At 63.2% G+C, this 22,521-nt stretch carries 21 protein-coding genes; 6 read left to right on the forward strand and 15 right to left on the reverse strand.

What is annotated here, in order from left to right:
* Nucleotides 1-125: 125 nt before the first annotated feature.
* Entirely contained in the window at nucleotides 126-635 is a 510-nt protein-coding gene (gene secG, locus ACY693_RS00275; protein ID WP_462319824.1) for a preprotein translocase subunit SecG, read from the reverse strand.
* A gap of 50 nt (nucleotides 636-685) precedes the next feature.
* Complete coding sequence (gene tpiA, locus ACY693_RS00280) at nucleotides 686-1,447, reverse strand: triose-phosphate isomerase (protein ID WP_462319825.1); 762 nt, start codon at nucleotides 1,445-1,447, stop codon at nucleotides 686-688.
* 113 nt (nucleotides 1,448-1,560) lie between these two features.
* Between tpiA and smpB the strand changes: the two genes are divergently transcribed.
* Nucleotides 1,561-2,040, forward strand: coding sequence for an SsrA-binding protein SmpB (smpB, locus tag ACY693_RS00285; protein ID WP_462319826.1), 480 nt, complete (start codon nucleotides 1,561-1,563; stop codon nucleotides 2,038-2,040).
* A 75-nt stretch (nucleotides 2,041-2,115) separates the two neighbouring features.
* Here smpB and ACY693_RS00290 read toward each other — a convergent pair whose 3' ends face one another.
* The 8 genes from ACY693_RS00290 to ACY693_RS00325 form a co-directional block, all read right to left on the reverse strand.
* Nucleotides 2,116-2,553, reverse strand: coding sequence for a CoA-binding protein (locus ACY693_RS00290; RefSeq protein WP_462319827.1), 438 nt, complete (start codon nucleotides 2,551-2,553; stop codon nucleotides 2,116-2,118).
* A gap of 92 nt (nucleotides 2,554-2,645) precedes the next feature.
* Nucleotides 2,646-3,596 (reverse strand): Tim44 domain-containing protein, encoded by a 951-nt coding sequence (locus tag ACY693_RS00295; RefSeq protein WP_462319828.1) that lies wholly within the window; start codon nucleotides 3,594-3,596, stop codon nucleotides 2,646-2,648.
* A 91-nt stretch (nucleotides 3,597-3,687) separates the two neighbouring features.
* Nucleotides 3,688-5,544: a gamma-glutamyltransferase gene (gene ggt, locus ACY693_RS00300; RefSeq protein ID WP_462319829.1), complete on the reverse strand. Its 1,857-nt coding sequence runs from the start codon at nucleotides 5,542-5,544 to the stop codon at nucleotides 3,688-3,690.
* Between the two features lie 10 nt (nucleotides 5,545-5,554).
* A complete protein-coding gene (locus ACY693_RS00305) occupies nucleotides 5,555-5,809 on the reverse strand; it encodes a YfhL family 4Fe-4S dicluster ferredoxin (RefSeq protein ID WP_462319830.1) in 255 nt (84 codons plus the stop codon).
* 165 nt (nucleotides 5,810-5,974) lie between these two features.
* A complete protein-coding gene (gene coaD, locus ACY693_RS00310; RefSeq protein ID WP_462319831.1) occupies nucleotides 5,975-6,451 on the reverse strand; it encodes a pantetheine-phosphate adenylyltransferase in 477 nt (158 codons plus the stop codon).
* Nucleotides 6,452-6,529: 78 nt separating this feature from the next.
* Nucleotides 6,530-7,129, reverse strand: coding sequence for a 16S rRNA (guanine(966)-N(2))-methyltransferase RsmD (rsmD, locus tag ACY693_RS00315; protein ID WP_462319832.1), 600 nt, complete (start codon nucleotides 7,127-7,129; stop codon nucleotides 6,530-6,532).
* Nucleotides 7,107-8,666, reverse strand: a complete 1,560-nt coding sequence (locus ACY693_RS00320) for a M16 family metallopeptidase (RefSeq protein WP_462319833.1) — start codon at nucleotides 8,664-8,666, stop codon at nucleotides 7,107-7,109. The genes rsmD and ACY693_RS00320 overlap by 23 nt, the downstream gene beginning before the upstream one ends.
* Nucleotides 8,656-10,182 carry a M16 family metallopeptidase gene (locus tag ACY693_RS00325; RefSeq protein WP_462319834.1) on the reverse strand — a complete coding sequence of 509 codons (1,527 nt, stop codon included), beginning with the start codon at nucleotides 10,180-10,182 and terminating at the stop codon, nucleotides 8,656-8,658. Before ACY693_RS00325 ends, ACY693_RS00320 begins: the two co-directional genes overlap by 11 nt.
* A 298-nt stretch (nucleotides 10,183-10,480) precedes the next feature.
* Between ACY693_RS00325 and ftsY the strand changes: the two genes are divergently transcribed.
* From ftsY to rpoH, 4 genes are all read left to right on the forward strand, one after another.
* Entirely contained in the window at nucleotides 10,481-11,533 is a 1,053-nt protein-coding gene (gene ftsY / locus ACY693_RS00330; protein WP_462319835.1) for a signal recognition particle-docking protein FtsY, read from the forward strand.
* A complete protein-coding gene (ftsE, locus tag ACY693_RS00335) occupies nucleotides 11,530-12,198 on the forward strand; it encodes a cell division ATP-binding protein FtsE (protein WP_462319836.1) in 669 nt (222 codons plus the stop codon). Before ftsY ends, ftsE begins: the two co-directional genes overlap by 4 nt.
* On the forward strand, nucleotides 12,199-13,197 hold the full coding sequence (gene ftsX, locus ACY693_RS00340; RefSeq protein ID WP_462319837.1) for a permease-like cell division protein FtsX: 999 nt from the start codon (nucleotides 12,199-12,201) through the stop codon (nucleotides 13,195-13,197).
* A gap of 356 nt (nucleotides 13,198-13,553) precedes the next feature.
* Nucleotides 13,554-14,402, forward strand: coding sequence for an RNA polymerase sigma factor RpoH (gene rpoH, locus ACY693_RS00345; protein ID WP_462319838.1), 849 nt, complete (start codon nucleotides 13,554-13,556; stop codon nucleotides 14,400-14,402).
* 231 nt (nucleotides 14,403-14,633) lie between these two features.
* On the opposite strand, the gene ACY693_RS00350 is transcribed toward rpoH, so the two are convergent.
* Nucleotides 14,634-14,945, reverse strand: coding sequence for an antibiotic biosynthesis monooxygenase family protein (locus ACY693_RS00350; protein WP_462319839.1), 312 nt, complete (start codon nucleotides 14,943-14,945; stop codon nucleotides 14,634-14,636).
* A gap of 310 nt (nucleotides 14,946-15,255) precedes the next feature.
* Between ACY693_RS00350 and ACY693_RS00355 the strand changes: the two genes are divergently transcribed.
* The gene (locus ACY693_RS00355; RefSeq protein WP_462319840.1) at nucleotides 15,256-16,809 is read left to right on the forward strand and encodes a hypothetical protein; all 1,554 of its coding nucleotides are present in this window, start codon (nucleotides 15,256-15,258) and stop codon (nucleotides 16,807-16,809) included.
* A 29-nt stretch (nucleotides 16,810-16,838) separates the two neighbouring features.
* Here ACY693_RS00355 and ACY693_RS00360 read toward each other — a convergent pair whose 3' ends face one another.
* The 4 genes from ACY693_RS00360 to ACY693_RS00375 form a co-directional block, all read right to left on the reverse strand.
* Nucleotides 16,839-18,266, reverse strand: coding sequence for a hypothetical protein (locus ACY693_RS00360; RefSeq protein ID WP_462319841.1), 1,428 nt, complete (start codon nucleotides 18,264-18,266; stop codon nucleotides 16,839-16,841).
* A gap of 145 nt (nucleotides 18,267-18,411) precedes the next feature.
* Nucleotides 18,412-18,687: a hypothetical protein gene (locus ACY693_RS00365; RefSeq protein WP_462319842.1), complete on the reverse strand. Its 276-nt coding sequence runs from the start codon at nucleotides 18,685-18,687 to the stop codon at nucleotides 18,412-18,414.
* A 156-nt stretch (nucleotides 18,688-18,843) separates the two neighbouring features.
* Nucleotides 18,844-20,898 (reverse strand): ABC transporter ATP-binding protein, encoded by a 2,055-nt coding sequence (locus ACY693_RS00370; RefSeq protein ID WP_462319843.1) that lies wholly within the window; start codon nucleotides 20,896-20,898, stop codon nucleotides 18,844-18,846.
* Between the two features lie 49 nt (nucleotides 20,899-20,947).
* Complete coding sequence (locus tag ACY693_RS00375; RefSeq protein ID WP_462319844.1) at nucleotides 20,948-22,519, reverse strand: ABC transporter permease; 1,572 nt, start codon at nucleotides 22,517-22,519, stop codon at nucleotides 20,948-20,950.
* Between the last annotated feature and the right edge of the window lie 2 nt (nucleotides 22,520-22,521).

Below are 22,521 nucleotides of genomic sequence, written 5' to 3' on the forward strand. Positions count from 1 at the left end.
CGGCACGGCTTGCGCCACTGCCCCCTCAAGACAGCGTGTCTACCAATTCCACCACGTCGGCAATTTCAACGTCATTATCGCAGGTTTTGCGACCAGTAGGTGACGACTTTCTCATCCGCCCATCGTCAATCCACTGGGGGCAAATCCCCACCAGAACCGGCCTGTTCCGTTGATGTAGCCGCCGGCTGCTCCTCGCTGGATTGTTGATCGAGCGCTGGCGGCAAATCATCAGTCGCAGCGGGCATTGTCTGGCTAGGCGCAGCGTCCGGCACGACCGGCAGATCGCTCTCGACATCCCGAGCCTCGGTGTCCGTTGGGCCAGGGATCGGAGCCGCTTCCCGCTGCTCAGCCGGGGCGACTGGGACTGATACATCAATGCCTTCCATCAGGCCACCCGGCTCACCGACACGCGCTGCGAAATAGGCAAGCGCGATACTGGTGAGAAAGAACAGCGTCGCGATGATCGCCGTGGATCGCGACAAGAAGTTGCCAGAGCCCTGTGCACCAAAGACCGTCGACGAGGCGCCGCTGCCGAAGGCCGCGCCGGCGTCGGCACCTTTGCCGTGCTGAAGCAGCACCAGCGCAATCATGCCGATCGCAAGAACCAGGTGAAGTACGGTCAAGATGAGCTGCATTGAGTTTCTCGGTCTGCCGCCTGAGCCCGCAGGCTGAGGCCAGCTATCGGTTAGGCGTTAGCGTCGCCGGCTTTGCAGATCGCCAGAAAGTCGGACGCCTTCAGGGCAGCGCCGCCGATCAAGCCGCCATCGATGTCGGCCTGAGCCATCAGCTCCTGAGCGTTCCCAGGCTTCATGCTACCGCCGTAGAGGATACGCAAGCCAGCGGCGACCTCGGCACTCTTTTTCGCAACCCGCGCGCGAAGGAATGCATGCACCTCCTGAGCCTGCTCAGGGGTTGCGGTCACGCCGGTGCCGATCGCCCAGACTGGCTCATAGGCGATCACGCCCTTTGCCAGTGCTTCAGGGCCAGCGGACTCCAGCACAGCGTCGAGATGACGGGCAACCACCTCTTCGGTCTTGCCCTGCTCGCGCTCTTCCAGGGTTTCTCCAACGCACAGAATCGGTGTCAGCCCATGCGCTACCACCACCGCGTACTTTCGCGCGATGATCGCATCGGTCTCGGCGTTGAACAGGCGACGCTCGGAATGCCCCAGGATCGCATAGGTGCAGCCAAAGTCCTGCAGCATGCCTGCCGACACCTGACCGGTGAAGGCACCAGATTCTTCCCGCGAGCAGTCCTGCGAGCCGTAGCGGATCGCACTGCCCTTGAGCATGTCCTCCGCCAGGTACAGGTACGGGAACGGCGGGCAAACCGCGACCTCGGACGTCGTGATCTCACCGACGCCGGCCTTGATGCCATTCAACAGCTCGACCGTCTCGGCCTTGCTGCCATTCATCTTCCAGTTGCCTGCAATCAGGGGCTGACGCATGACTGTCTCCCAAAGAAAAGAGCCGATCATCTTAACGACCTGTTGCCGGTCATGCAAGCAGGGGCTCACGAAAGATGCTTCCGTCTCGCTGATCGGTAGCTTAGACTGTCGTGATGGCAAAAGGAAAGAAGAAACCCGGCACCCCAAGCAGCACCATTGCGCTGAACAAGAAGGCGAAGCACGAGTACCAGGTCGAGCAGCGCCTCGAGGCAGGGCTTGCGCTCGAGGGCTGGGAGGTCAAGGGTCTACGCGCCGGCCGCGTCCAGCTCAAAGAGGCCTACGTCAAGATCTTGCACGGTGAGGGCTTTCTAATCGGCTGCCACATCTCGCCGCTGCCGTCCGCCTCAACCCACGTCGATCCCGATCCGACGCGCACGCGCAAGCTCTTGCTGAAGCGCACCGAGCTCAGTCGCCTGATCGGCCAGACCGAGCGCGCCGGCTATACGCTGGTACCACTCGCCATGTACTGGAAACGCGGCTTAGCCAAACTTGAGATCGGGCTCGCCAAGGGCAAGAAGCTCCATGACAAGCGCGCCGACGCCAAAGAGCGAGACTGGCAGCGCGAGAAGGAGCGCCTCTTCAAGCAGCACTGAGGCGATTTCTGTCAAAGCGCCGGCCTGTGGGGGCCGCAGATCGCCGACAGCGGATCGAACCGGCCCAAGACGCGCTCAATACTTGCCAAGCGCCTTCATGATGGCCTTGTGGATGCTGTGGTAAGAGAGCCCGGGCTTCAGATACATGACCGCGCAGGTGCCAGTGCGCAGATTGATGCCCTTCTGCTGCGCAAGCGCCACCGCCTCTGGCGTCTCATGGGCCATATGGACCCAGACATCCGAGACGCCAGCCTCTGCTGCTTGCGCGACCCAATCACGGGTTTCCTCCTTTGGCACCTCGATCACCACGGCCTCGGGCTTCTGCGGCAGCGCGTCCAGCGAAGGATAGGCCTGATCCCCGTCGATCTGCCCAGTGCTCTGATCAACCGCGTACACGGTCTTGCCGAGGCGTTTCAAGCCCTGGTAGCTGAGGATGGGGAACGGCTTGGCAGCGCTATGGCCAATCACGGCGAAGCGCTCGGCGTTGAAGAAGGTCTCGTAGCTCGACGGCACAGGAGGAAATCCTCATTCAGCAGGATGCAAAGGCTGCCCACGATACCCAAGCCGCGAGCACGCGGCCTGGGGATTCATCAAGCCATGGACCCTTACCCGCCGTTCTGCTGTATGCCAATGATGATCCAATCGCCCTCGGCGCTGGCCCAGGGGTGAGCAACGTGCCAGATCTCGTCCAGTGGGTTTGCCGCGCCGCTCGCGTCCTCACGGATGAGACCGGCGAAGCGCACACTAGCGATGAGCCGATCATCGTCGCGGCGCAGGCTCAGCAGGTCCGCGCTCAGGGTCACGACCTCGGTATCGTTCGCTTCCGAGCCCATGGCTTCACGCTCACGCTTGAGCTCGGCAAAGAGCTCGGGCGAGGTGTACTCGCGGATATCCCGAAAGTCAGACCGATCCCAGGCTGCCTGCAACCGAATGAAGTGGGTCTTTGCCCCCTCGACGAAGGCCGCACCATCAAACCAGTAGGGCGCATCGGCACCAGCCAGCGTCTCGCCAGGCGCAGCCTCGGCACTGCCTCCCATGGCTCCAGCCACAGGCCGCTGCCCAGAGCCGACTCCTGCTCCACCTCCGGCCATCGGCGGCACACTCGGGCTCATCGAGCCACGACCATAAGCCGCTGCTGGCGCCGGACCGCGCCCCGCTCCCGCCGCATTGCGGCGCAGCATCTTAAACAGCATGAAGCCGCCAAAGATCAGCAGCCCGATGAGCAGGAAGTCCATGATCTGAAAGCCATCGAAGGCATCGCCGAAGAACAGCGACGCCAGCAGGCCGCCGGCTGCCAGCCCGGCGAGCGGGCCGAGCCAACGGCTGGCGCCACTGCGTGCCGGGGTGCCTTGGCGAGCGCCGGCGCTTGCGGCCTGCCCCTGCTGCGGCGATTGACGAGCAGCCTCGGTTTGCCGGGGCGCCTGCGACTTCTGCGGGACGCTGTACTGTTTACCCAGGCTGCGGCCACCGCCGAAACGCTTGGCATCGGCGGACTCGGGGGCGAGCAAGCCTCCGGCCATCAACAGGGTCAGCAAAGCAACGATAAGCGTCTTCATCGTAGTTCTCGATATCCTCAGGGTGATAACAACAGTGACAGGCCTTGCCGGCTGAGCCTGTCGGGTCAGCCGGCCAGGCCAGCCTGCCGGGTCAGGGCTCCCTCGAACCGGGGATGGCTGCCGCTGACGGGCGCTTGCGCTGACCGCCCGGCGTCGGTAGCACCTGCGCCTTGCCGATACCGCGCGGATCGCTTGCCGCGGCGACCGTCCCAGCCGCGCGATCCCAGACAATCAGCTGCATGTTGCCGAATTCCTGACCGGCAGGCACCAGCTGATGTCCTCGCTCACGCAGCTGACGCTGCAAGGCCGCATCAAACGCCTCGGTCTCAAACAGGATCTGATCCGGAAGGTACTGATGATGGAAGCGCGGTGCCGCAACCCAATCCTGCGGCTCGCCGCCATCGATGGCCGCCAGGACGCCGTGCAGCACCATGGTGATGATCCGGCTGCCACCTGGCGTCCCCAGGATCACCACCGCGTCTTCGGAGATGGCGAAGGTCGGGCTCATGCTCGAGAGCATACGCTTGCCAGGCGCGATGGCGTTGCTCGCACCGCCAACCAAGCCGTAGACATTCGGTACCCCGGGCTGGGCCGAGAAGTCATCCATCTCATCATTGAGCAAGACCCCGGTACCAGGCGGGACAAAACCGGAGCCGAAGGGATAATTGATGCTCAAGGTCGCCGCAACCCGATTACCCTGGCCATCGAGGATCGAGAAGTGGGTTGTATCCTGCCCCTCAGGCTCAGTCACCAAGGGCCTGCTTGGGGTTGCACGATTGGGATCGATCCCGCGCGCGAGACCCGCCGCATAGTGGGGGTGGATCAGTCGTTCAACGGGCATCTGAACCTGATCAGGATCGCCGAGATAGAGCTCGCGATCCCGGTAGGCGCGCCGCATCACCTCGACCAAGCGATGCACCCGATCAGCCTCGCTCGCCGCCGGCCCGAGCCGCTCCTCGAGCGCCGCGAGCATGCCGAGCATCTGCACCAGCGCAACACCTCCAGATGAGGGTGGCGAGGCACTGATGATCTGCCAGTCTCGGTAACGCCCGACAATCGGCTCGCGCTCGACCACCTGATAGCGGCTTAGGTCATCCAGGCTCCAAATGCCGCCGCCGGCGCGTGCACCTTCGACCAGCTTCTGTGCCACTTCGCCTTCGTAGAAGCCCGCACGGCCCTGAGCGGCAATCGCTTCGAGCACCGCTGCGAGATCGGGCTGCCGTATCCTCGAACCAAGCTCTGGGACCTCGCCATCGACGAGAAACTGCGCCGCCGCGGCCGGCGAGGCTCGCAATACCTCCGATCGCCAGGTGGCCATCCGACGATAGACCTCATCGACCGCAAAGCCTTCTCGCGCTAGTCGAATGGCTGGGGCCAGGCTCTCGGTCAGCGGCAGCCGGCCATACTGCTCAGCGATGTGGACCAGCGCCGCGGGCTCGCCGGGGATTCCAGCCGCGAGCGGCCCGTTGAGCGAGGCACCAGGGATCAGCTCGCCAGCATCATCCAGGTAGAGATCGCGATGCGCGGCCAGTGGCGCGCGTTCCCGGCCATCGATCATCACATCCTTGCCGGTCGATGCTTGATGGAGCAGCCAGAACCCACCGCCACCGATGCCGGAGCTGTAAGGCTCCACCACAGCAAGGACAGCACTGACGGTGACGGCGGCGTCGAAGGCGTTACCGCCGGCAGCGATGATCTCGAGGCCGGCATCGGTCGCGGCCGGATGCGCACTAGCCACCGCGATCGCCGGCGGCTGCGCCTCGACTCCGGAATCGGTGACCGACTCGGCCGCAGAGCCGAGACCAGAATCATGCTCGGGGCTGGCTCCAACACCCCCTACCGCCAACCCCAATAAGAGGAGTAGCAGCAAGGCAAGCCGAACCGGCTGCACGCAGCGGTCGACGACGCAAAAAAGGCCCCCAACGGGGGCCTTAGGCCGTTGAGTCATCGACCTCGGATCAGCTGGACTCGCCGGTGATGCGCTCGTACTTGGCGCGCAGCTCTTCTTCGGTCTCTTTGTTGTCGGGATCGACGATGATGCAATCGACCGGACAGACCTCGACACATTGTGAGGTCTCGTAGTGACCAACACACTCGGTGCAAAGGTCGGGCTCGATGACATAGATCTCGTCACCTTGAGAGATGGCGTCATTCGGGCACTCGGGCTCGCAGACATCGCAGTTGATGCATTCGTCGGTGATGATAAGCGCCATAGTTCTACTCCTGCGCGTGTAGCTATTCGGAACGGAAGGTAAGAAGGACCGGGAAACCCCGTTGTGGAAGGCGAAGGCGGTGAACGCCCAACTTCAGGTCAACAGCATGAAGGCTGCCGAGACTACCAGCGTCCGTTCGCCGGGGACATTGGGATGGCGCAAAGTTTATCCAAACCGTTGCCGCAATGCAGCATGCACGCTCGGTGCGACGAACGCCGAGACATCGCCACCGAGCCGAGCGATCTGTTTCACCAGTGACGACGAGATGTAGGCGTATTGCTCAGCCGGGGTCAGGAACAGGGTCTCGATCTCTGGCGCCATGCGCCGGTTCATCCCAGCGAGCTGAAACTCGTACTCGAAGTCCGAGACCGCTCGCAGCCCACGCATGATGACATGCACCTGCGCCGAGCGGGCAAAATCGACCAGTAGACCCGAGAAGCAGACCACCTCGACATTGCTCATCGGCTGGCAGACAGCGTGCGCTAAGGCGACCCGCTCATCGGCCGAAAAGGTTGGGTCCTTCGCAATATCCCGTGCGACCGCGACGATCACACGATCAAACAAGCGGGAGGCACGATCAACCAGGTCGCTGTGTCCATTGGTGATGGGGTCAAACGATCCAGGATAAACAACACTTCGCAAGCTGCGCGCCCCTGCTCGAGGTTTTCGGTGGCGAGCAGGATAGCAGAGTCCAAGCCGGCCGATCTCCCTCGGCTGCGATTAGGCGTCCGCGGCAACGCGGACGTCGATGGCCTCTGCAAGCGCGTAACGCACCTGCCCCGCGTGCTTGTCTCGCAGCCAACGCCAGTCCGGGGGCAGCTCTGGCAAGGGCGTTGCCTTGTCAGCCTCGACATAGACCAGCGCACCCAACGCCAGCCAACCTTGCTGAGTCAGCCGAGCCAAGGCTGGGTCCAACAGGTTGGCACGAAAGGGTGGGTCCAAGAAACAGATATCGAACGTCGCCGTTGGCGATTGCTCCAGCCAGAGCAGTGCATCGGTGCAGTGAACACTGACCTGCTGAGCGCCCAGCTCAGCAACATTGGCCCGCAAGCTGCGCACCGCCGCGGGACTGCGCTCAAGCAGGGTCACGGATGCCGCGCCCCGCGACGCGGCCTCGAGCCCCAAGGCGCCGCTACCGGCGAAGCAATCCAAGCAGTGACTGCCTTCGATCACCGGCGCCAGCCAGTTGAAGAGCGTCTCACGGACTCGGTCTGCAGTCGGACGCAGACCGGGCTGCGAAGCAACAGGCAGTCGACGCCCACGCCAGCAGCCACCGATGATACGAAGCCGGCCAGCCTCAGCCTTGGTCGCCCCTGGCATCGGCCTCCTCGCTCAGAGTCTGGCTTGGCGCCGTGCTGTTGCTCGCGCTCGCTCCTAGGCTGTCTTCCGGTCTTGTGGCAAGGCTCGGGGCTTGAGCGGACTCGGCAGCAGATGGCCGTTGCAGCCCCCGACTCGACGCCGGGGATTCAGGTTGGACGCCGCTCGCAGCTGCGGCGCCTGTCGCAGACGGCTCGTCAGCAGCGCCGACGGCCACCCGCACCAGTCGCGATGGATGTACCCGACGCTGGAAGGCGTCTCGGACCTGCTCGACGCTGAGGGCGCGGATGCGCTCGGGAAAGGTCTCCAAATAGTCCAACGGCAGATCATAGAACCCGATCACGGCCAAGTAGCTGACGATCTTGCTGTTGCCAGCGATCCGTAGCGGAAACCCTCCGGTGATGTTTTTGATTGCAGCTTCTAGCTGCTCCTCTGTCGGGCCTTCCTCGATGAAGCGGGTCAGCGTGTCCAGCAGCACCTGCTGTGCCGCATCGGCTTGAGCGTTTTGGGTCTGCAGCCCCATCACCAGCGGCCCCTTGCGCTCGAGCGGCAGGAAGTAGCTGTAGACACTGTAAGAGAGCCCGCGCTTCTCGCGCACCTCGTCCATCAACAGCGAGACCAGGCCGCTGCCGCCAAGGATGTGGTTGCCGAGATAGAGCGCGAAGTAGTCAGGGTCGCCACGCCGCATACCCGGCTGACCCAGATAGAGATGCGTCTGACTGGATGGAAACTCGATCTGCTCTACCCTCGCCTGCTCGAGCCCAGGCACCGGCGGTAGGGGCGGTGGCGGCCCCACTGACGGCAGCTCTGCGGAGAGCCGCGCGGCCAGGTCCTCAGCCTGAGACCGGTCCAACGCTCCAACGATCGCGATGGTCGCGTTTGCCGCGCCGTAATAGCGACCATGGAAGGCGCGGAGATCATCGGGCGTTAGCGCCGCAACCGTCTCCGGCTCCCCGCTGGGGTCGGCGGCATAAGGATGGTCGCCATAGATCGCTCGGTAGAGCGCCTTCTGGCCGACCTCGCCGGGGTCCTGCTCAGCCAAACGTAGCGCGATCAGTCGATTCTGCCGGACACGCTCAAGCTCAGCGGTGTCGAAGGTCGGCTTGCTCAGGACCTTGATCAGGGTGTCTAGAGCGACCTCGAGCGCGTCTGGCTCGGTCAACGAGCGCAAGCGCGCGAAGCTGGTGTCGCGGTCGGTACCTGTGCCCAGCTCGGCACCAACCGCCTCGACACGCTCGGCGATGGCATCGGCATCAAGGCCCCCGGCTCCCTCGGTGAGCATGGCCGAGGTCAGCGAGGCGAGACCGGACTTAGCGCCATCGCGCGCGCTGCCGGCATCGAAAACGATCCGCACATCGATCATCGGCAGCTCTTCAGCTGCCACGAACAACACCTCGGCACCGCTAGGCGTCTGCCAGGTCTGTATCTTGGGCGCTGCCTGGGCTTGCCCCCAGAGCACTTGCCCCCAGAGCGCCGTCAGCCCAATCAAGGCCGCCGACAGGCCGCGCGAGCGTTGTAGCCAAACAGGTCTAGCGAACATCCTGAGTCTCTCCGATCATGGCCATTGCAGCTGAGCCGGCAGCCGCGTTGAAACTCTGTCGCTCGAGCGACTCCGAAGCCTGAGCCTCCGTTGCTGGAGGCCCCGACTCTGGGGAGGCCGAAACCGAGGGCCCCGAGTCTAGGGGCTGGGGCTCCAGAAGGGCGACGGTCCGGTTGTCAGTGGTCAAGTAACGCTGCGCCACGGCTTGAATCTGCTCCGGCGTCACTGCCGAGAGCCGCTCGACGATCTGATCCAACAGCTCCCAGCCAAGACCGACGGTTTCGAGCTGGCCGAGGAGCATCGCCTGATAGAAGACGCTATCGCGCTCGTAGACCTTGTTCGCAATCAGCTGGCTGCGGATACGAGCGAGCTCCTGCTCGGTGACCAGCTCCGACTTCAACCGCTCGAGCTGGGCCAAGATCGCCTGCTCGAGGGCCTTGACCGAGACACCCTTGGCCGGCGTGCCATCGATTAGCAGCATGCCTGAGAGCCGGTTGAAGGCGTTATAGCTCGCACTCACGGCTGCAGCGAGGCGCTGCTCCCGCACCAGCTCACGGCTGAAACGAGAACTGGAGCCCGCATCCAACACCGAGACGAGCATCTCCAGGGCGTAAGGCTCCCAAGGCTGCTCGGCGTCCGTGAGCGACGGCGTCTTCCAGCCGATCAAGAGATAGGGCTCCTTCGCCGGGGCCTCGACCACAAGCCGCTTCTCGCCACGCTGCTCGGGCTCCTTGCGCGGACGTGGCTGCAGCGCGGGCCCGGCCTCGATTGGACCAAAATGCTGTTCGGCAAGCGCGAAGACCTCGGGTGGCTCGACATCGCCGACCACGACGAGGGTGGCATTGTTCGGCCGATACCACATCCGATACCAGTCCCGCAGCGTCTCGATGTTCATCACATCGAGGTCGCTCGGCCATCCGATGATCGGGTTGCGATAGGGGGAAGCGGCATAGGCCGTCGCATTGAACTGCTCAAAGGCAAGCGCCTCTGGGTCATCATCAGTGCGCAGCCGCCGTTCCTCCTTCACCACCTCGATCTCTTTCGCGAACTCGTCGGCCGGCAGCGCCAGGTTGCGCATCCGGTCGGCCTCAAGCTCGAGCGCGACCTCAAGGCGATCTGCGGCGAGGGTCTGAAAGTAGGCGGTATAGTCGCGGCCGGTGAAGGCATTCTCATCGCCTCCATTCTCCGCGATGATGCGCGAAAACTCCCCAGGCGCGAGCCGCTCAGTCCCTTTAAACATCATGTGCTCGAGGGCATGCGAGACCCCCGTCACGCCTCCGTGCTCATAGCTGGAGCCGACCTTGTACCAGACCTGCGAGGTCACGATCGGTGCGCGATCATCGCGCTTAACGATAACCTTCAGTCCGTTACCGAGCACGCGCTCCTCGACCTTTGGAGCGCTGGCGTCGAGGATATCATCATCAGCGACGTCACGATTGACTTCGGCAGCGAGCAGCGGGCTAGACAGGAGAAATCCGCTGGCTGCGACCAGCGCAGCAGCGAAGCGTTGTTTCATCATGAGGATAGGTCCGTCAAATCAGCGTAGCCTGTGCGGGAAGTTGGCGACGCCCCGCCGTTGTTACAATGCAGTGGCCTGAGCCCAAGGCCCGCACCCGTGCCACCCCAATCCGGCCGCCACAGCTCCCACGCCCAACCCCAGAAGTCGTTACAAGCCCATGTTCGGATTCGGAAAAAAGAAACCACGTCAAACCGAGGCCAAAGACGCGGCTCAGCCAGCACCGGCCGAAGCAACAGGGGCGAGCGACCCGCGGCCAGTGCAGGCTCCAGAAGCGCCGGCTCCAGAAACGCGGGAGATGCCGGCAACGACGCACGAGCCAAGCAGCGCAGCGACGTCGAGCTCGACGTTCGATGGCGAGCCCGGGCAGGGCCGTCTCGGCGATGCGATCGCCCGCGCCGCAGCCAAGCGCGAGCAGGAGGCCGCGCAACAGCGTCGGCTCTTTGCCGGCCTCAAGGCCGGACTCGCACGCACCCGGGCAGTCCTAAATGCCGATATCGGTGACCTGGTCGCAGGCCGCACCGAGATCGACGAGGATCTGCTCGAGGAGCTGGAGATGCTCCTAGTCGCTGCCGACGTTGGCGTACCGACCACGCGCCGCATTATCGACGACCTCGCCTACCGGGTGAAGCGACGTGAAGCACTCGAGCCCGATGCCTTCCTCACCGCACTGCGACGCGAGCTGGCCAGCATCCTGATGGCGAGCCAGGCGCCAGTGCGCCAGCCGGCACCGGGTCGGCCGCAGGTCATCCTAATGGTTGGCGTCAATGGTGCCGGTAAGACCACCACCATCGGCAAGCTCGCCCGCCAGCTCAGGGACGAAGGCAATAGCGTCATGCTCGCCGCGGGCGATACCTTCCGCGCCGCCGCGGTCGAGCAGCTACAAAGCTGGGGAGAGCGCAATCAGGTACCGGTGGTGGCTCAGCACACCGGTGCTGACCCGGCCTCGGTGATCTACGATGCCCTGCAGGCCGCGACCTCGCGCGGCATCGATGTGCTGATCGCCGACACCGCGGGACGGCTCCACACCAAGTCGAACCTGATGGAGGAGCTCAAGAAGATCGCGCGCGTGATGAAGAAGATCGATCCGGATGCGCCGCATGAGGTGATGCTGGTGGTCGATGCCAGCGCCGGTCAGAACGCACTGCAACAGGCGTTGCAGTTCAACGAGGCACTCCCGCTGACCGGCATCACCTTGACCAAGCTCGATGGCACCGCCAAGGGCGGTATCATCTTTGCCATCGCTGATCGGCTACAGGTACCGTTTCGCTTCATTGGCGTCGGTGAGAAGGTCGAGGACCTGCGTCACTTCGAGGCCGACAGCTTCCTCGATGCATTGCTGAGCCCGTGATCCGTTTCACGCAGGTCAACAAGCGCTTTGCGGAGCGTGGCGACGCCCTCAAGGACCTGAGCTTCGAGCTCGCTGCCGGCGAGATGGCGTTCCTAACCGGTCATTCAGGTGCCGGCAAGAGCACGTTGCTCAAGCTGATCGGCCTGCTCGAGCGACCAACCCGCGGCCAGATCCTAGTCGACGGCCGCTCGCTGGGCGATCTGCCGCGCCGGCGCGTGCCTTATCACCGGCGGCGAATCGGCATGATCTTCCAGGACCATCGGCTGCTCAATGATCGCTCCGTCTATGACAATGTCGCGCTGCCAGTGGCGGTCACCGGCATGCCGAGCCGCGAGATCGGCCGTCGCGTACGGGCAGCGCTGGATCAGGTCGGGCTGCTCAGCTTCGAGCGCGCATGTCCAGTGGCGCTCTCCGGCGGCGAGCAGCAGCGTGTCGGGATCGCCCGGGCCATCGTCGGTCGGCCACCGATCATTCTGGCCGATGAGCCCACCGGTAACCTCGACCCCGGGCTCGCAAGCGAGATCTATGACCTCTTCGAGCGCTTCCACGAGGTCGGCGTGACGCTCTTGATCGCCACCCATGATCAAGAACGGATCAGCCGAATGGCCTATCGTATCCTGCGACTGCATCAGGGCCGACTGGTCGCTGATTCGGGTAACTGGTAGATGAGCCGACGCCGCTCAGCTCCCATAGGCATTCGGCAGGCAGGCAATCGGCAGGCGGGCAGCAGCGGTCTGCGCCGCCGTTATCTCTTAGCCTGGCTCGAGCAGCATCGCGAGGTCGCGACCGCAACCCTCAAAGGACTGCTAAAGCAGCCGCTGGGCACATTGATGACCTTGGCAGCCGTTGCAATCGCGCTCGCCTTGCCGACCACACTCAGCGTCGCCCTCCACAATGTGAAGCGGCTCGGTGGCGATTGGCAACGCAGCGCCGCGGTTTCGGTGTTTCTCGAAGCCGAGGTCGATGAGGCGCAGGGCGCGCAACTACGCCAGCGCCTGCAGCAGCTCCCGGAGGTTGAGACGGCAACGCTCGTCTCACGCGCCGAGGGCCTGGCCGAGTTTCGTGACTATAGCGGACTTGGCGCAGCACTGGATCAGCTCCCCGAAAACCCCTTACCGGTTGTCATCGAGCTGCAGGTACAGCGCGCAATGCTAGCTCCAGCCACGCTCAGTCCCTTTATCACGCGCGTCGACGCCTTGACCGAGGTCGACTTTGTGCGCGAAGACGCGCAGTGGGCTCAGCGCTTCAACGCCATCGTCGACCTGCTGCGCACGGCAACGGCGCTGCTCGCGCTGCTGCTCGGGCTTGGCGCCTTGCTGGTCATCGGCAATACGATCCGTCTCGAGATCGAAAACCACCGCGACGAGATCCAGATCATGGCCCTGGTCGGAGCCACCCCGCGCTTCGCGCGGCGCCGATTTCTCTATATCGGCGCCTGGTATGGACTGATCGGCGGCACTCTCGCCGCGATGCTGGTCACGCTGCTGGTCTGGCTGCTGGCCAGCGAGGTCGCATCGCTCGCCGCCGTCTATCACAAGAGCTTTAACATCCGTGGGCTCAGTGCAGCTCAAGCAGCGATGCTACTGCTGGGTGGCGCGCTCCTTGGCATCATCGGCAGCTGGATTGCCGTCAGTCGCCATCTCGGTCTAAGTGATGGCCCCTGACCCAATCCCAAATCAGGCATCAGATCAGGCCCCAAACCAGCCCCTAGACCAAGCGCTCGCTCCCTCCCCGGCAAGGACGCCCCCCTTCCCTTGGGCAGTCCTCAGCATCGCCTCAATCGCACTGCCAAGCAGCTATCGCGTTGTCCGCAAAGGTCGGCGCGAACTTGTCTAGAGCCACGGGATCAAAGCGTTTGGACGGAATTCCGGTAGATCACCCGGGACTTCTTCGGTATTGTCTAAGCTTTGCCACAGGAACTTTCCGTTCAAAGCCTGCTCGAAAACCCTGTCGCGACTATTGTGAAACGTCGCAAACACTGCTAGCATTATTCCCGAGCAAAACACTAGGGTATTCCATCATGACCAACGACATCGCGGCCATTGGAACGTTATCGACCGGCAACATCGATAGTTACATCTCGAGCGCCTACCAGATTCCAGTCCTGACCGCCGAGGAGGAGCAATCCCTCGCTATCAGGCTACGTGACAACGGGGACATGATGGCAGCGCGGCGTCTGGTGCTGTCACACCTTCGATTCGTGATACGCATCGCGCGCGGCTATCTCGGCTACGGGCTGCCGCTACCGGATCTGATTCAGGAAGGGACCGTGGGCCTGATGAAGGCCGTGCGTCGATTCGAGCCCGACGTTGGCGTCCGCCTCGTCTCCTTCGCAGTGCACTGGATTCGCGCCGAGATCCACGAGTACATCTTGCGCAACTGGCGCATCGTGAAGGTTGCAACCACCAAGGCGCAGCGTAAGCTATTCTTCAACCTGCGTAGCTCAAAGAAGCGGCTTGGCTGGTTCTCGAAGCAAGAGGTCGATGACGTCGCAGCGGACCTCGGCGTCAAGCCTGAGACCGTGCTCGAGATGGAGTCGCGGCTCTCGAGCCATGATATGTCGTTCGACGGGCACGACGATGATGACGATGAGTCACCCTCGGCGCCGTCGACCTACCTGCCGGATTTCCGCATGGAGCCCGGTGCTGCACTCGAGCGCGAGGACAACGACGGCTGGCAGCGCGAGCGTCTGTTCGCGGCGCTCGAGCAGCTCGACGAGCGCAGCAAGGTGATCCTGCGCGAGCGCTGGCTGAGCGAGCGCAAGCAGACCCTGCACGAGCTTGCCCAGCAATTCAACGTTTCCGCCGAGCGTATTCGCCAGATCGAGAAGAACGCGATGAACAAGCTTCGCGTCCAGCTCGAGCTCTAGCCGACCAGTACGCGGACCAGCCAGCCACCGCTGGCGGATGCCCAACACACTGCCCCGCGATGCGAGCGAGGCCCCAACCGTGCAGCTGGGACCTCGCTCGAGAGGGGTACTCGTTGTGCGCTGACTGTTAGCCCAGGGGACGGGCCTGTGGCAACCTAGCACCTGTGAAGCAGACGATGCCGGCCGAACGCGCTTCTGGCCTAGCCATCGGGTCGTTAACGCAATGGTCGCCTAGAGACTCGCATCGGCGCTAACCACGACATCAAACGTCTCGATCTTTCCCTCCCCGTTGTAGGCCTCCTTCGGCAGTGGGTTCGCATGGGCCTGCTTGAAATCTTCAGAGCCGATCCAGGCCTCAAACGCCCCCTGATCCTGCCAAAGGGTCTCCACCACATAGGGCGTCTCATCGCTCGTCGGCCGCAACACCGCCATGCGCACGAAGCCCGCCTGGAGCTCCACCTGCCCTGCACGCTTCCGAAAACGCTCCTCAAACGCCTCCCGCCACTCCGGGGCCACCGGCACTCGATTCATCACGCAAAACATCAGCCTTCCTCCAAAATTAGGAAAAATTGAGCCACTCGGTTCATACTTGGCGGGGTCATACTTGGTAGGTTCATAAGCCGCGTGCAGATCGTACACCGCCGAGGTCCACAGCGCTGATGTCAGAGAATCGCTCTAGCTCCGCATCCCTGCTCGTCCCGGCCGCCTTGGGACTGTTGCTCAGCTCCTGCGCCCTGACACCCGCGAGCACGACGTTTCAACAGCCACCGGCGTCCGCTGAGGCGACATCGGAGCGGAGCAACGTCAGGATCTATGGCACCATTTCCACCTCAATCACGCACAGCACCCGATGATGTCGATGATCACTGCCTTCGCACACTCCGGCGCCCGCCTGGCTCTCGCTGGACTCTGCGCCAGCGCGCTCCTCGGTTTACCAACAGCCGCCGACGCAGCGGTTCCGGCAACGCCGGTGATGACGATCTACAAGTTCAACGGCCCCTTACACGTCCCCTACTACAACATCGGCGCCAATGGCCCGGGTAGCCGCGCTGGCAGTCTGCCGCAGGGCACCTCGGTGATCCCCTGCCTGGTGGTGCGCAACGGCCGCGCCCTAACCGATGCCAAGGGCACCCCTTACGTGGGCTTCGAAGTAGTCGTCAATCCGGCTAAGGACAGCGGCCAGGCCGCCACGCGCGAGTTCGAGCGCGCCTTCGCTGAGCGTGAGTCCCTGCGGGTCAAGAACCATCATTGCGATCAAAAGGTTCGCCATGTGCTCAACATCCGTGATCTCTACGTGCTCAAGAAGCCGCCGTTCTTCGACCCACCCGGCAAGGGTGATCCAGCAGCGGCCGAGCGCGCAGGCAAGACCGAGCTGGACAAGATCGTTCGCGTCTTCCACAACTCGCCGGAATGCGCCGCAGTGGACCGAGACGCGATCGGGCGCCGAGGTCGACTCGCGAGCGCTTGGGACCGATTCATCGCCAAGCACGACGGACGCTGGGATGCCACCACGTTGGCCCGCGCCAAGCATCTCGACTATGCCATGCGCACAGCCATCTTCGAGGGACACCTGGACCGCGGCTGCACCGCTTACGGCGCCTGCGAGCGCAACGTGGTCGTGCTCTCGATCCGCAATCGCGGCGTCGGCCAGTGCCTGAGGCGCCAGGGCTGCACCTTCCCCGGCGACTTCCAGGGCATCGCCTCGGATGTCGGCCAATACAACATCTGGGATGCCTATCTGACCCAGATCTCGGGGCTCACCTCCTGCTATCTGCGCACTGATTTGGCCAATCAGGGTGATTACGACCTCTATCAGGGCATCTACAGCCAGAGTGTTGGCGACGCCGAGACCATTCTCTACGGGGGTACGCCCGCATTGACGAGCGTCTTTCCCGGCAACCGTCTCGATGACCTCACCGAGCTACGTCACTACTATCATCCACCAGCGATGGGCAAATGCTTTCCCCAGCATGATCGGGTGGAGTACATGTCCGGTGCGGTGGCGGAGAAGGGCTCCGATCATGTGTTGATCGCGAACACTCGGATCAAGGTCGGCGAACGGGTCGGCAGCGGCTATCGGTTCAAGGAATTCCGCTTCGACCAGGTTGGGCGAGACGATGCGATACGCATCGAGGACAATTACCCGGGCTTCATTGTCGACGGGCGTAAGGTCAGCCTTGGGGGTGGGGGCGGCTGTACGCCCTATGGCGTCTCCAGTGGCTGCCGCTTCTCAAACGTCGGTCGCTATCGTCGCACCCCAAGCTGGCTGACCGCCGGCAAACCGCTGGCCCTGAACTGCCGTATCAACGACCGCGGCGAGACCTGCAGTGGCAGCGGCCGCGAGCAGTCGGTCACCGTCGGCGGCGCCTGCGACATCGAGATGCTGCCGGTCTCGCGGGTGCACTGAGCCGCGCCAGCATCATCGAAGTGATCCGTCTACTCCGGACTCTCGCCTAGGGTCTGATAGTACTGCTTGATGTCTTCGCCGATGGTCGCGGTGATCTGGTAGAAGACCTCGTGCGAGATGCGCACCGGTTGGTCGTCGACCTGGTCTGCTTGAGCGCAGGTCTCGGCGATGAGCCGATAGAGGTAGTTGAGCACAAAGCGAGGCTGGCGGAGCTTGTCCAGGGCACCGAGGATCTCGCGTTGCGGGATGACAGAGGCGAAGAGGTTGTCGAGCGGATAGGGATGGCTTGGATCGGCTCGACAGATGCGCAGGCGTGCCGACATCATGTCGAACAGTTGCTTATCGCCCCAACGGAACGGATAGATGATCTTCTGCTTATCGAAGCGCGCCTCGTTGGCCTTCTCGGAGCCGGCCTTGCGCACTGCCTCATAGAGCTGCCTGGGCAGCAACATCTTGAAGCTGAGATTGGGATGCAGCTGCAAGATCCGATTGTTCCAGAGCGGCCAGACAAAGGCCTCCATGCGCTCACGGTCGCCATTGATCAACGACGGCTCATCGACCTTGTCCATCACGACCACGATCTGCTGATAGCCCAGGTTGAGCGCGACATCGATGAACTTGGTCGCAAACAGCCGGCGGACGTCGTCGTCGTCACGCCAACCGCTGCGCTTGACATCCTGATCCTTGAGGTACCCCTGCGGAACTGAGCGCAGCGCACGCTCGACATCACGGGCGTTGCGATCGCGGACCAGGATCTCCCGCTCCGCAGACCGCGCAACGCCGCGATAGAAGGCGCCGCGCACCAGCGGCAAGATCCCCAGCGAGAGCAGCGCAGCGCTCGACTCCTTGAGATTGCCGAAGAAGCCTCCGATCAGCCCGCGCGGCAACAAGCGTCGCGCCAGCGACGCCATGATGCGGTTGTAGCGATCCGGCGGACCGCTGACATAGAAGGCCATCAACATCATCAGATCGTGCCGCTGATACTGCTCCAGACGCTCCAATGGCAGATCGGCCGTCTTGATCTCCTTGAGCAGTGCTTCCATGCCACAGACCAGGATCGCATCCAGATGCTGAGCAAGGCGAAAATCCTTGAGCGTGACCGCAACCTCTCGGCGCCGATCGTGCTCGCTCTTACGCTTGAAGGCCTCCAGAAAGCCGTTGAAGTCATCGTAGTGCAGTAGCAGGATGCGACTCTTGTGCTGACTGTTGAAGTGCTCGATGTTCTTCTCCAACGCCAGGCGTAGCGCTGACTTACCGCTGCCTTTAACGCCGAAGATCATCGAGGTGCCGCGCCCCGGGGGATCACCAAAGAACTTGTCCCAGGCCTGATGATTGAAGGTGTAGCCGGCCTCGTTGACCAGATCCTCGAAGACCTTGTCGTTTTGTGCCTCTTCCTCGATGAACGGGTTACGAACCAGCCCATGAGACCTTAGGAACTGCGCCATCGCAATGGACATGGACAGAAGTACCTTTTTTCGACGAATAGCAGCCGTGCCTGCAAACGTGCCCTAGTGGCCCTGAAGACAAGGGCCGCTGCTGCAAGCTAGCTCTCGGGGATAAAAGATGAGCGCGACCTGGAGCCGGGTTGACTACCCCTGCTGATCAGAGCTTTGGCGAATGCTCGATCACGATGAATGCGAGGACCCCAAACGAGCCGGCCAACATCATGATTCGCGGAAGCAGCGACCGTTCGGCGAAACCGTGCAGCTTGCGCTTGAGCTCACAGATAAAACCGCCCTCGGGCGCCTTGCGCATCTGACAGATGCGCAGCGCAAAGCGCGCGAGCAAACGACGCGCGAGATCGAAGGTGGAATACAAGAAGACGGCAAGTGCGACAAATGTCGCGATACCGAGCAACCAATTTTCTAGATAGCCCATGATAATAGTCCGAGGTGCAGGTCTTCGACAGAGGTCAGATCTCTACCCTCCATCGGTTAGGGACTATCCTGCCACAGTACCCCCGCGGTGTCTTTGCGATCTCGGGTCTAATTGCTGCTCGAGCTCTGTTTTTGGCTACCCCGCCCGCACCCGCTGTCAAGGCTCAGCATCGACCCGAAGGCAGCGCGCGCTCTGTGTCTTGCTCAGCCGAACCCAGTCTGGATAGGTCGCCGAGCAGACCCCGATTGCCTGTGGACAGCGGGGGTGGAAGTGGCAGCCGGACGGAGGCGCGACCGGTGACGGCATATCCCCCTCGAGCCGGATGATCTGGCGCCGCTCGGTCTTGTCCATCATCGGCACTGCCGAAAGCAGGGCCTGGGTATAGGGATGGCGGGGATCATCAAGCACCTCGGTCGCAGTGCCCTGCTCGACGATGCGACCGAGATACATCACCGCGACCTCATGCGCCAGATAGGCGACCACCGAGATATCGTGCGTGATGAACAGGTAGCTGATTCCGAGCTCATCTTGCAATCCCTTGAGCAGATTCAGGATCTGCGCCTGTACCGAGACGTCCAGGGCGCTGGTGGGCTCATCGCAGACGATCAGCTTGGGGTCAACAGCCAGTGCCCGGGCGATGCAGATGCGTTGCCGTTGACCACCGGAGAACTCGTGCGGATAGCGATCCATGGCCTGCTCGCCGATGCCGACCTGATCCAGCAGCCGAGCCACTCGCCTCCGCCTTGCTACCCGACCCTTCTCGATCCCAAGCGCTTGCAGGCCCTCACCGACGATATCACCGACCAGCATGCGAGGGTTCATCGAGGCGAAGGGATCTTGAAAGATGATCTGCAGGTCCTTGCGGTAGCGTCGCATCTGCCCGGCTCGGATCGCAGCGAGATCGACACCCTTGTAGCGCACCTGGCCACCTGTGGGTAACTCAAGCTGCAGGATGCCCTTACCAACGGTCGTCTTGCCGCAGCCGGATTCGCCAACCAGGGCCAAGGTCTGGCTCGCCTTCAAGCGCAGGTCGACACCGTCGACGGCCTTGACCTGATCCACCGTGCGGCGAAACAACCCGCGCTGGACCGGAAAGTGCACCTCGAGCCCATCAACGGCGAGCAATGCCTGCTCGTTGGAGTCGAGCCCCGCCTCAGTCGGCCCCGCCGAAGCGCTGACACCAGGCATCGCCTCGGCGGGGCCGGGCGCCAAGCCAACCTCCGATTCCCGAAACCGCGCCGGTCCCTCGGCCCAGAGCAGGCAGCGCACCTGCTGCTCGAGGTTAGACTGAAACCAGCCGATCGGCGACTGGCGGCAGGCCGCCATGACCCGGGGACAGCGATCGGCGAAGCGACAGCCGACGAAGGGCTGATCCAAGGGCGGGACCCGCCCTGGGATCACCGCGAGCTCACCGTGGCGCTTGCTCGCACTCGGCACACTCTCCATGAGCTTGCGGCTGTAGGGATGCGCTGGCGCGGCAAAGAAGGCATCGACGCTGGCCTCCTCGACGATCTGCCCGGCATACATCACCGCGAGCCGGTCGGCGGTCTCGGCGACCACCCCAAGATCATGGGTGATCAGGAGCACCGCCATCCCGGTCTCTGCCTGCAGCCCCTTGAGCAGCTGCAGCACCTGGGCTTGGATCGTGACATCGAGGGCGGTGGTTGGCTCATCGGCAATCAGCAGCTGCGGGTCGCCGGCGAGCGCCATCGCGATCATCACCCGTTGTTTCATCCCACCCGAGAGCTGGTGGGGGAACTCGCCCGCGCGCTGCACCGGGTCGGGAATGCCCACCGAGCGCAGCAGCTCAACGACCCGCTCCGCAACCGCCGCCTTCGGCAGACGCTGGTGCAAACGGATCGCCTCGGCGATCTGCTCGCCAACCTTAAGCACCGGATTCAATGAGGTCTGCGGCTCTTGGAAGATCATCGCCATGCGTCCACCGCGGACGCTGCGCATCTCGCGCTCGGTCAGATCCAGCAGCTCGGTGCCGTCAAGCCGAGCCGAGCCGCCGGTGATCCGGCCGGAGAGCGGCAGCAGACGCATCAGCGCCAAGGCCGTCATCGACTTGCCACAGCCGGATTCACCGAGCAGCGCCAGCGTCTCGCCACGGCGGATCGAGAAGCCGACCCCGTCACAGACGCGCACCGGCCGCTCGCCGCTGCCGAGCTGTGCCCTGAGTTCCGAGAGTTGCAGCAAGACGTCGCTCATTGAGACAGGCCAAGGCGGTGGATCAAGGGGGCATGGATCTGAAGCAGGCTCATGCAGCGCTCCTTAGCCGCGGATCGAAGGCATCCCGAACCACATCGGCGAGCAGATTGGCCGCCAGCACCAGGGTGAACATGAACACGAAAGCCGCGGCCAGCGACCACCAGACAACAGGATCGCGGGCCAGCTCGAGCCGAGCGCTGTTGATCATGTTGCCCCAGCTATTCATGGTCGGATCGACGCCGATGTTGACGTAGGAGAGCACCGCTTCGGCCAGCACCAGGCCACTGAAGTCAAGGACCAGCGTGATCATCACGATATGCAGCACATTCGGCAGGATATGGCGGCCGATCACCGTTGAATGCCGCACGCCCAGTGAGCGCGCTGCTTGCACATAGTCGACCTCGCGCAGCTTCAGCGACTCACCTCGCAGCAGTCGGCAGAGTCCAGTCCAGCTGGTCACTCCGAGGATGATGCAAAGGAACAGCAGGCGCAGATCGGCGCGCTCCACCAGACTCTGGAATTGATCCGCGTGATTGGTCATGTAGACCTGCAGCATCAGGATCGCGGCCGCGATCAACAGCACGCCTGGGATCGAGCTCAGCGTGGTATAGAGGTACTGGATCAGATCGTCGGTGCGGCCGCCGAAGTAGCCCGCCATGATGCCTAGGATCACCGCCGCCGGCAGCATCACCAAGGTCGTCAAGGTGCCGATTACGAGGCCGGTGCGGATGCTCTTGAGGCTCTGGTAGAAGACGTCCTCGCCGACCTTGTCGGTGCCAAGGATATGGTACTTGGCCGCCAACTCGGCGGCCACGAAGCTGAGCACCAGCATCAGCGCCAACGTCATCAGCCCGACCCGCCAGGGCAGCTCGGTCTCGCCGCGCCAGATCGCCTGTGCGCTGTCATTAAAGGACTGTCGCCAGCGCCAGCCAAGCACGGCGATCAGCACAGTCATCAGCGCGGTCCAGGCAATGAGCCCTTTGACCATGCCAAAGAGGCCGCGGATCGCGATATCGACACCGCGTTGCGCGGGCTCAGTCAGGTGCGCCCCGCCATGCTCGAGCTGCGGATAGTCGCGGATCACGCTGCCGTCAGGCTGCTCGATTGCCTCCTTGACGAACAGCTGGGTCGCAAATGGTGCCGAGAAGGTCTTCTCCTGGCGCGCGCGCAGGTCGCTGAGCCAGAGATCCAGCACCGAGATGATCTGGGTCGAGTAGGTCGGCGTCGCGCTTGCGGAGGCCTCCGAGTGCTCGGCGTCGCCGCTCGCGACCTGATCTTTGAGATGATCCTGAGTGGGCTGATCCTGGTCGCCCGCGCGCTGATCGTTGGCGTCAGCAGCTGCGGTCTGCGCACCGGTGGCGACAACGGCCTGATCATCGGCAGCGGACGGACCATCGGTTGCTGCAATCGGCTCGATACGCGGATGAAAATGCAGCGAATCGAGCAGCCCAATGCCAACGTAGAACAGGATCACCACCAGCGCGGCGACGCCGACCGGAGAGCGACCCACCTGGAGCCAAGGCCCGCGCAGATGCTCATGCCGCGCGGCATAGACCCCGAAGCCGACACCGACTGCGAGCAGCACGAAGATCAGGGCATCGGTGATCAGGATGACCGGCACGG

The sequence above is a fragment of the Halochromatium sp. genome, from assembly GCF_054919635.1.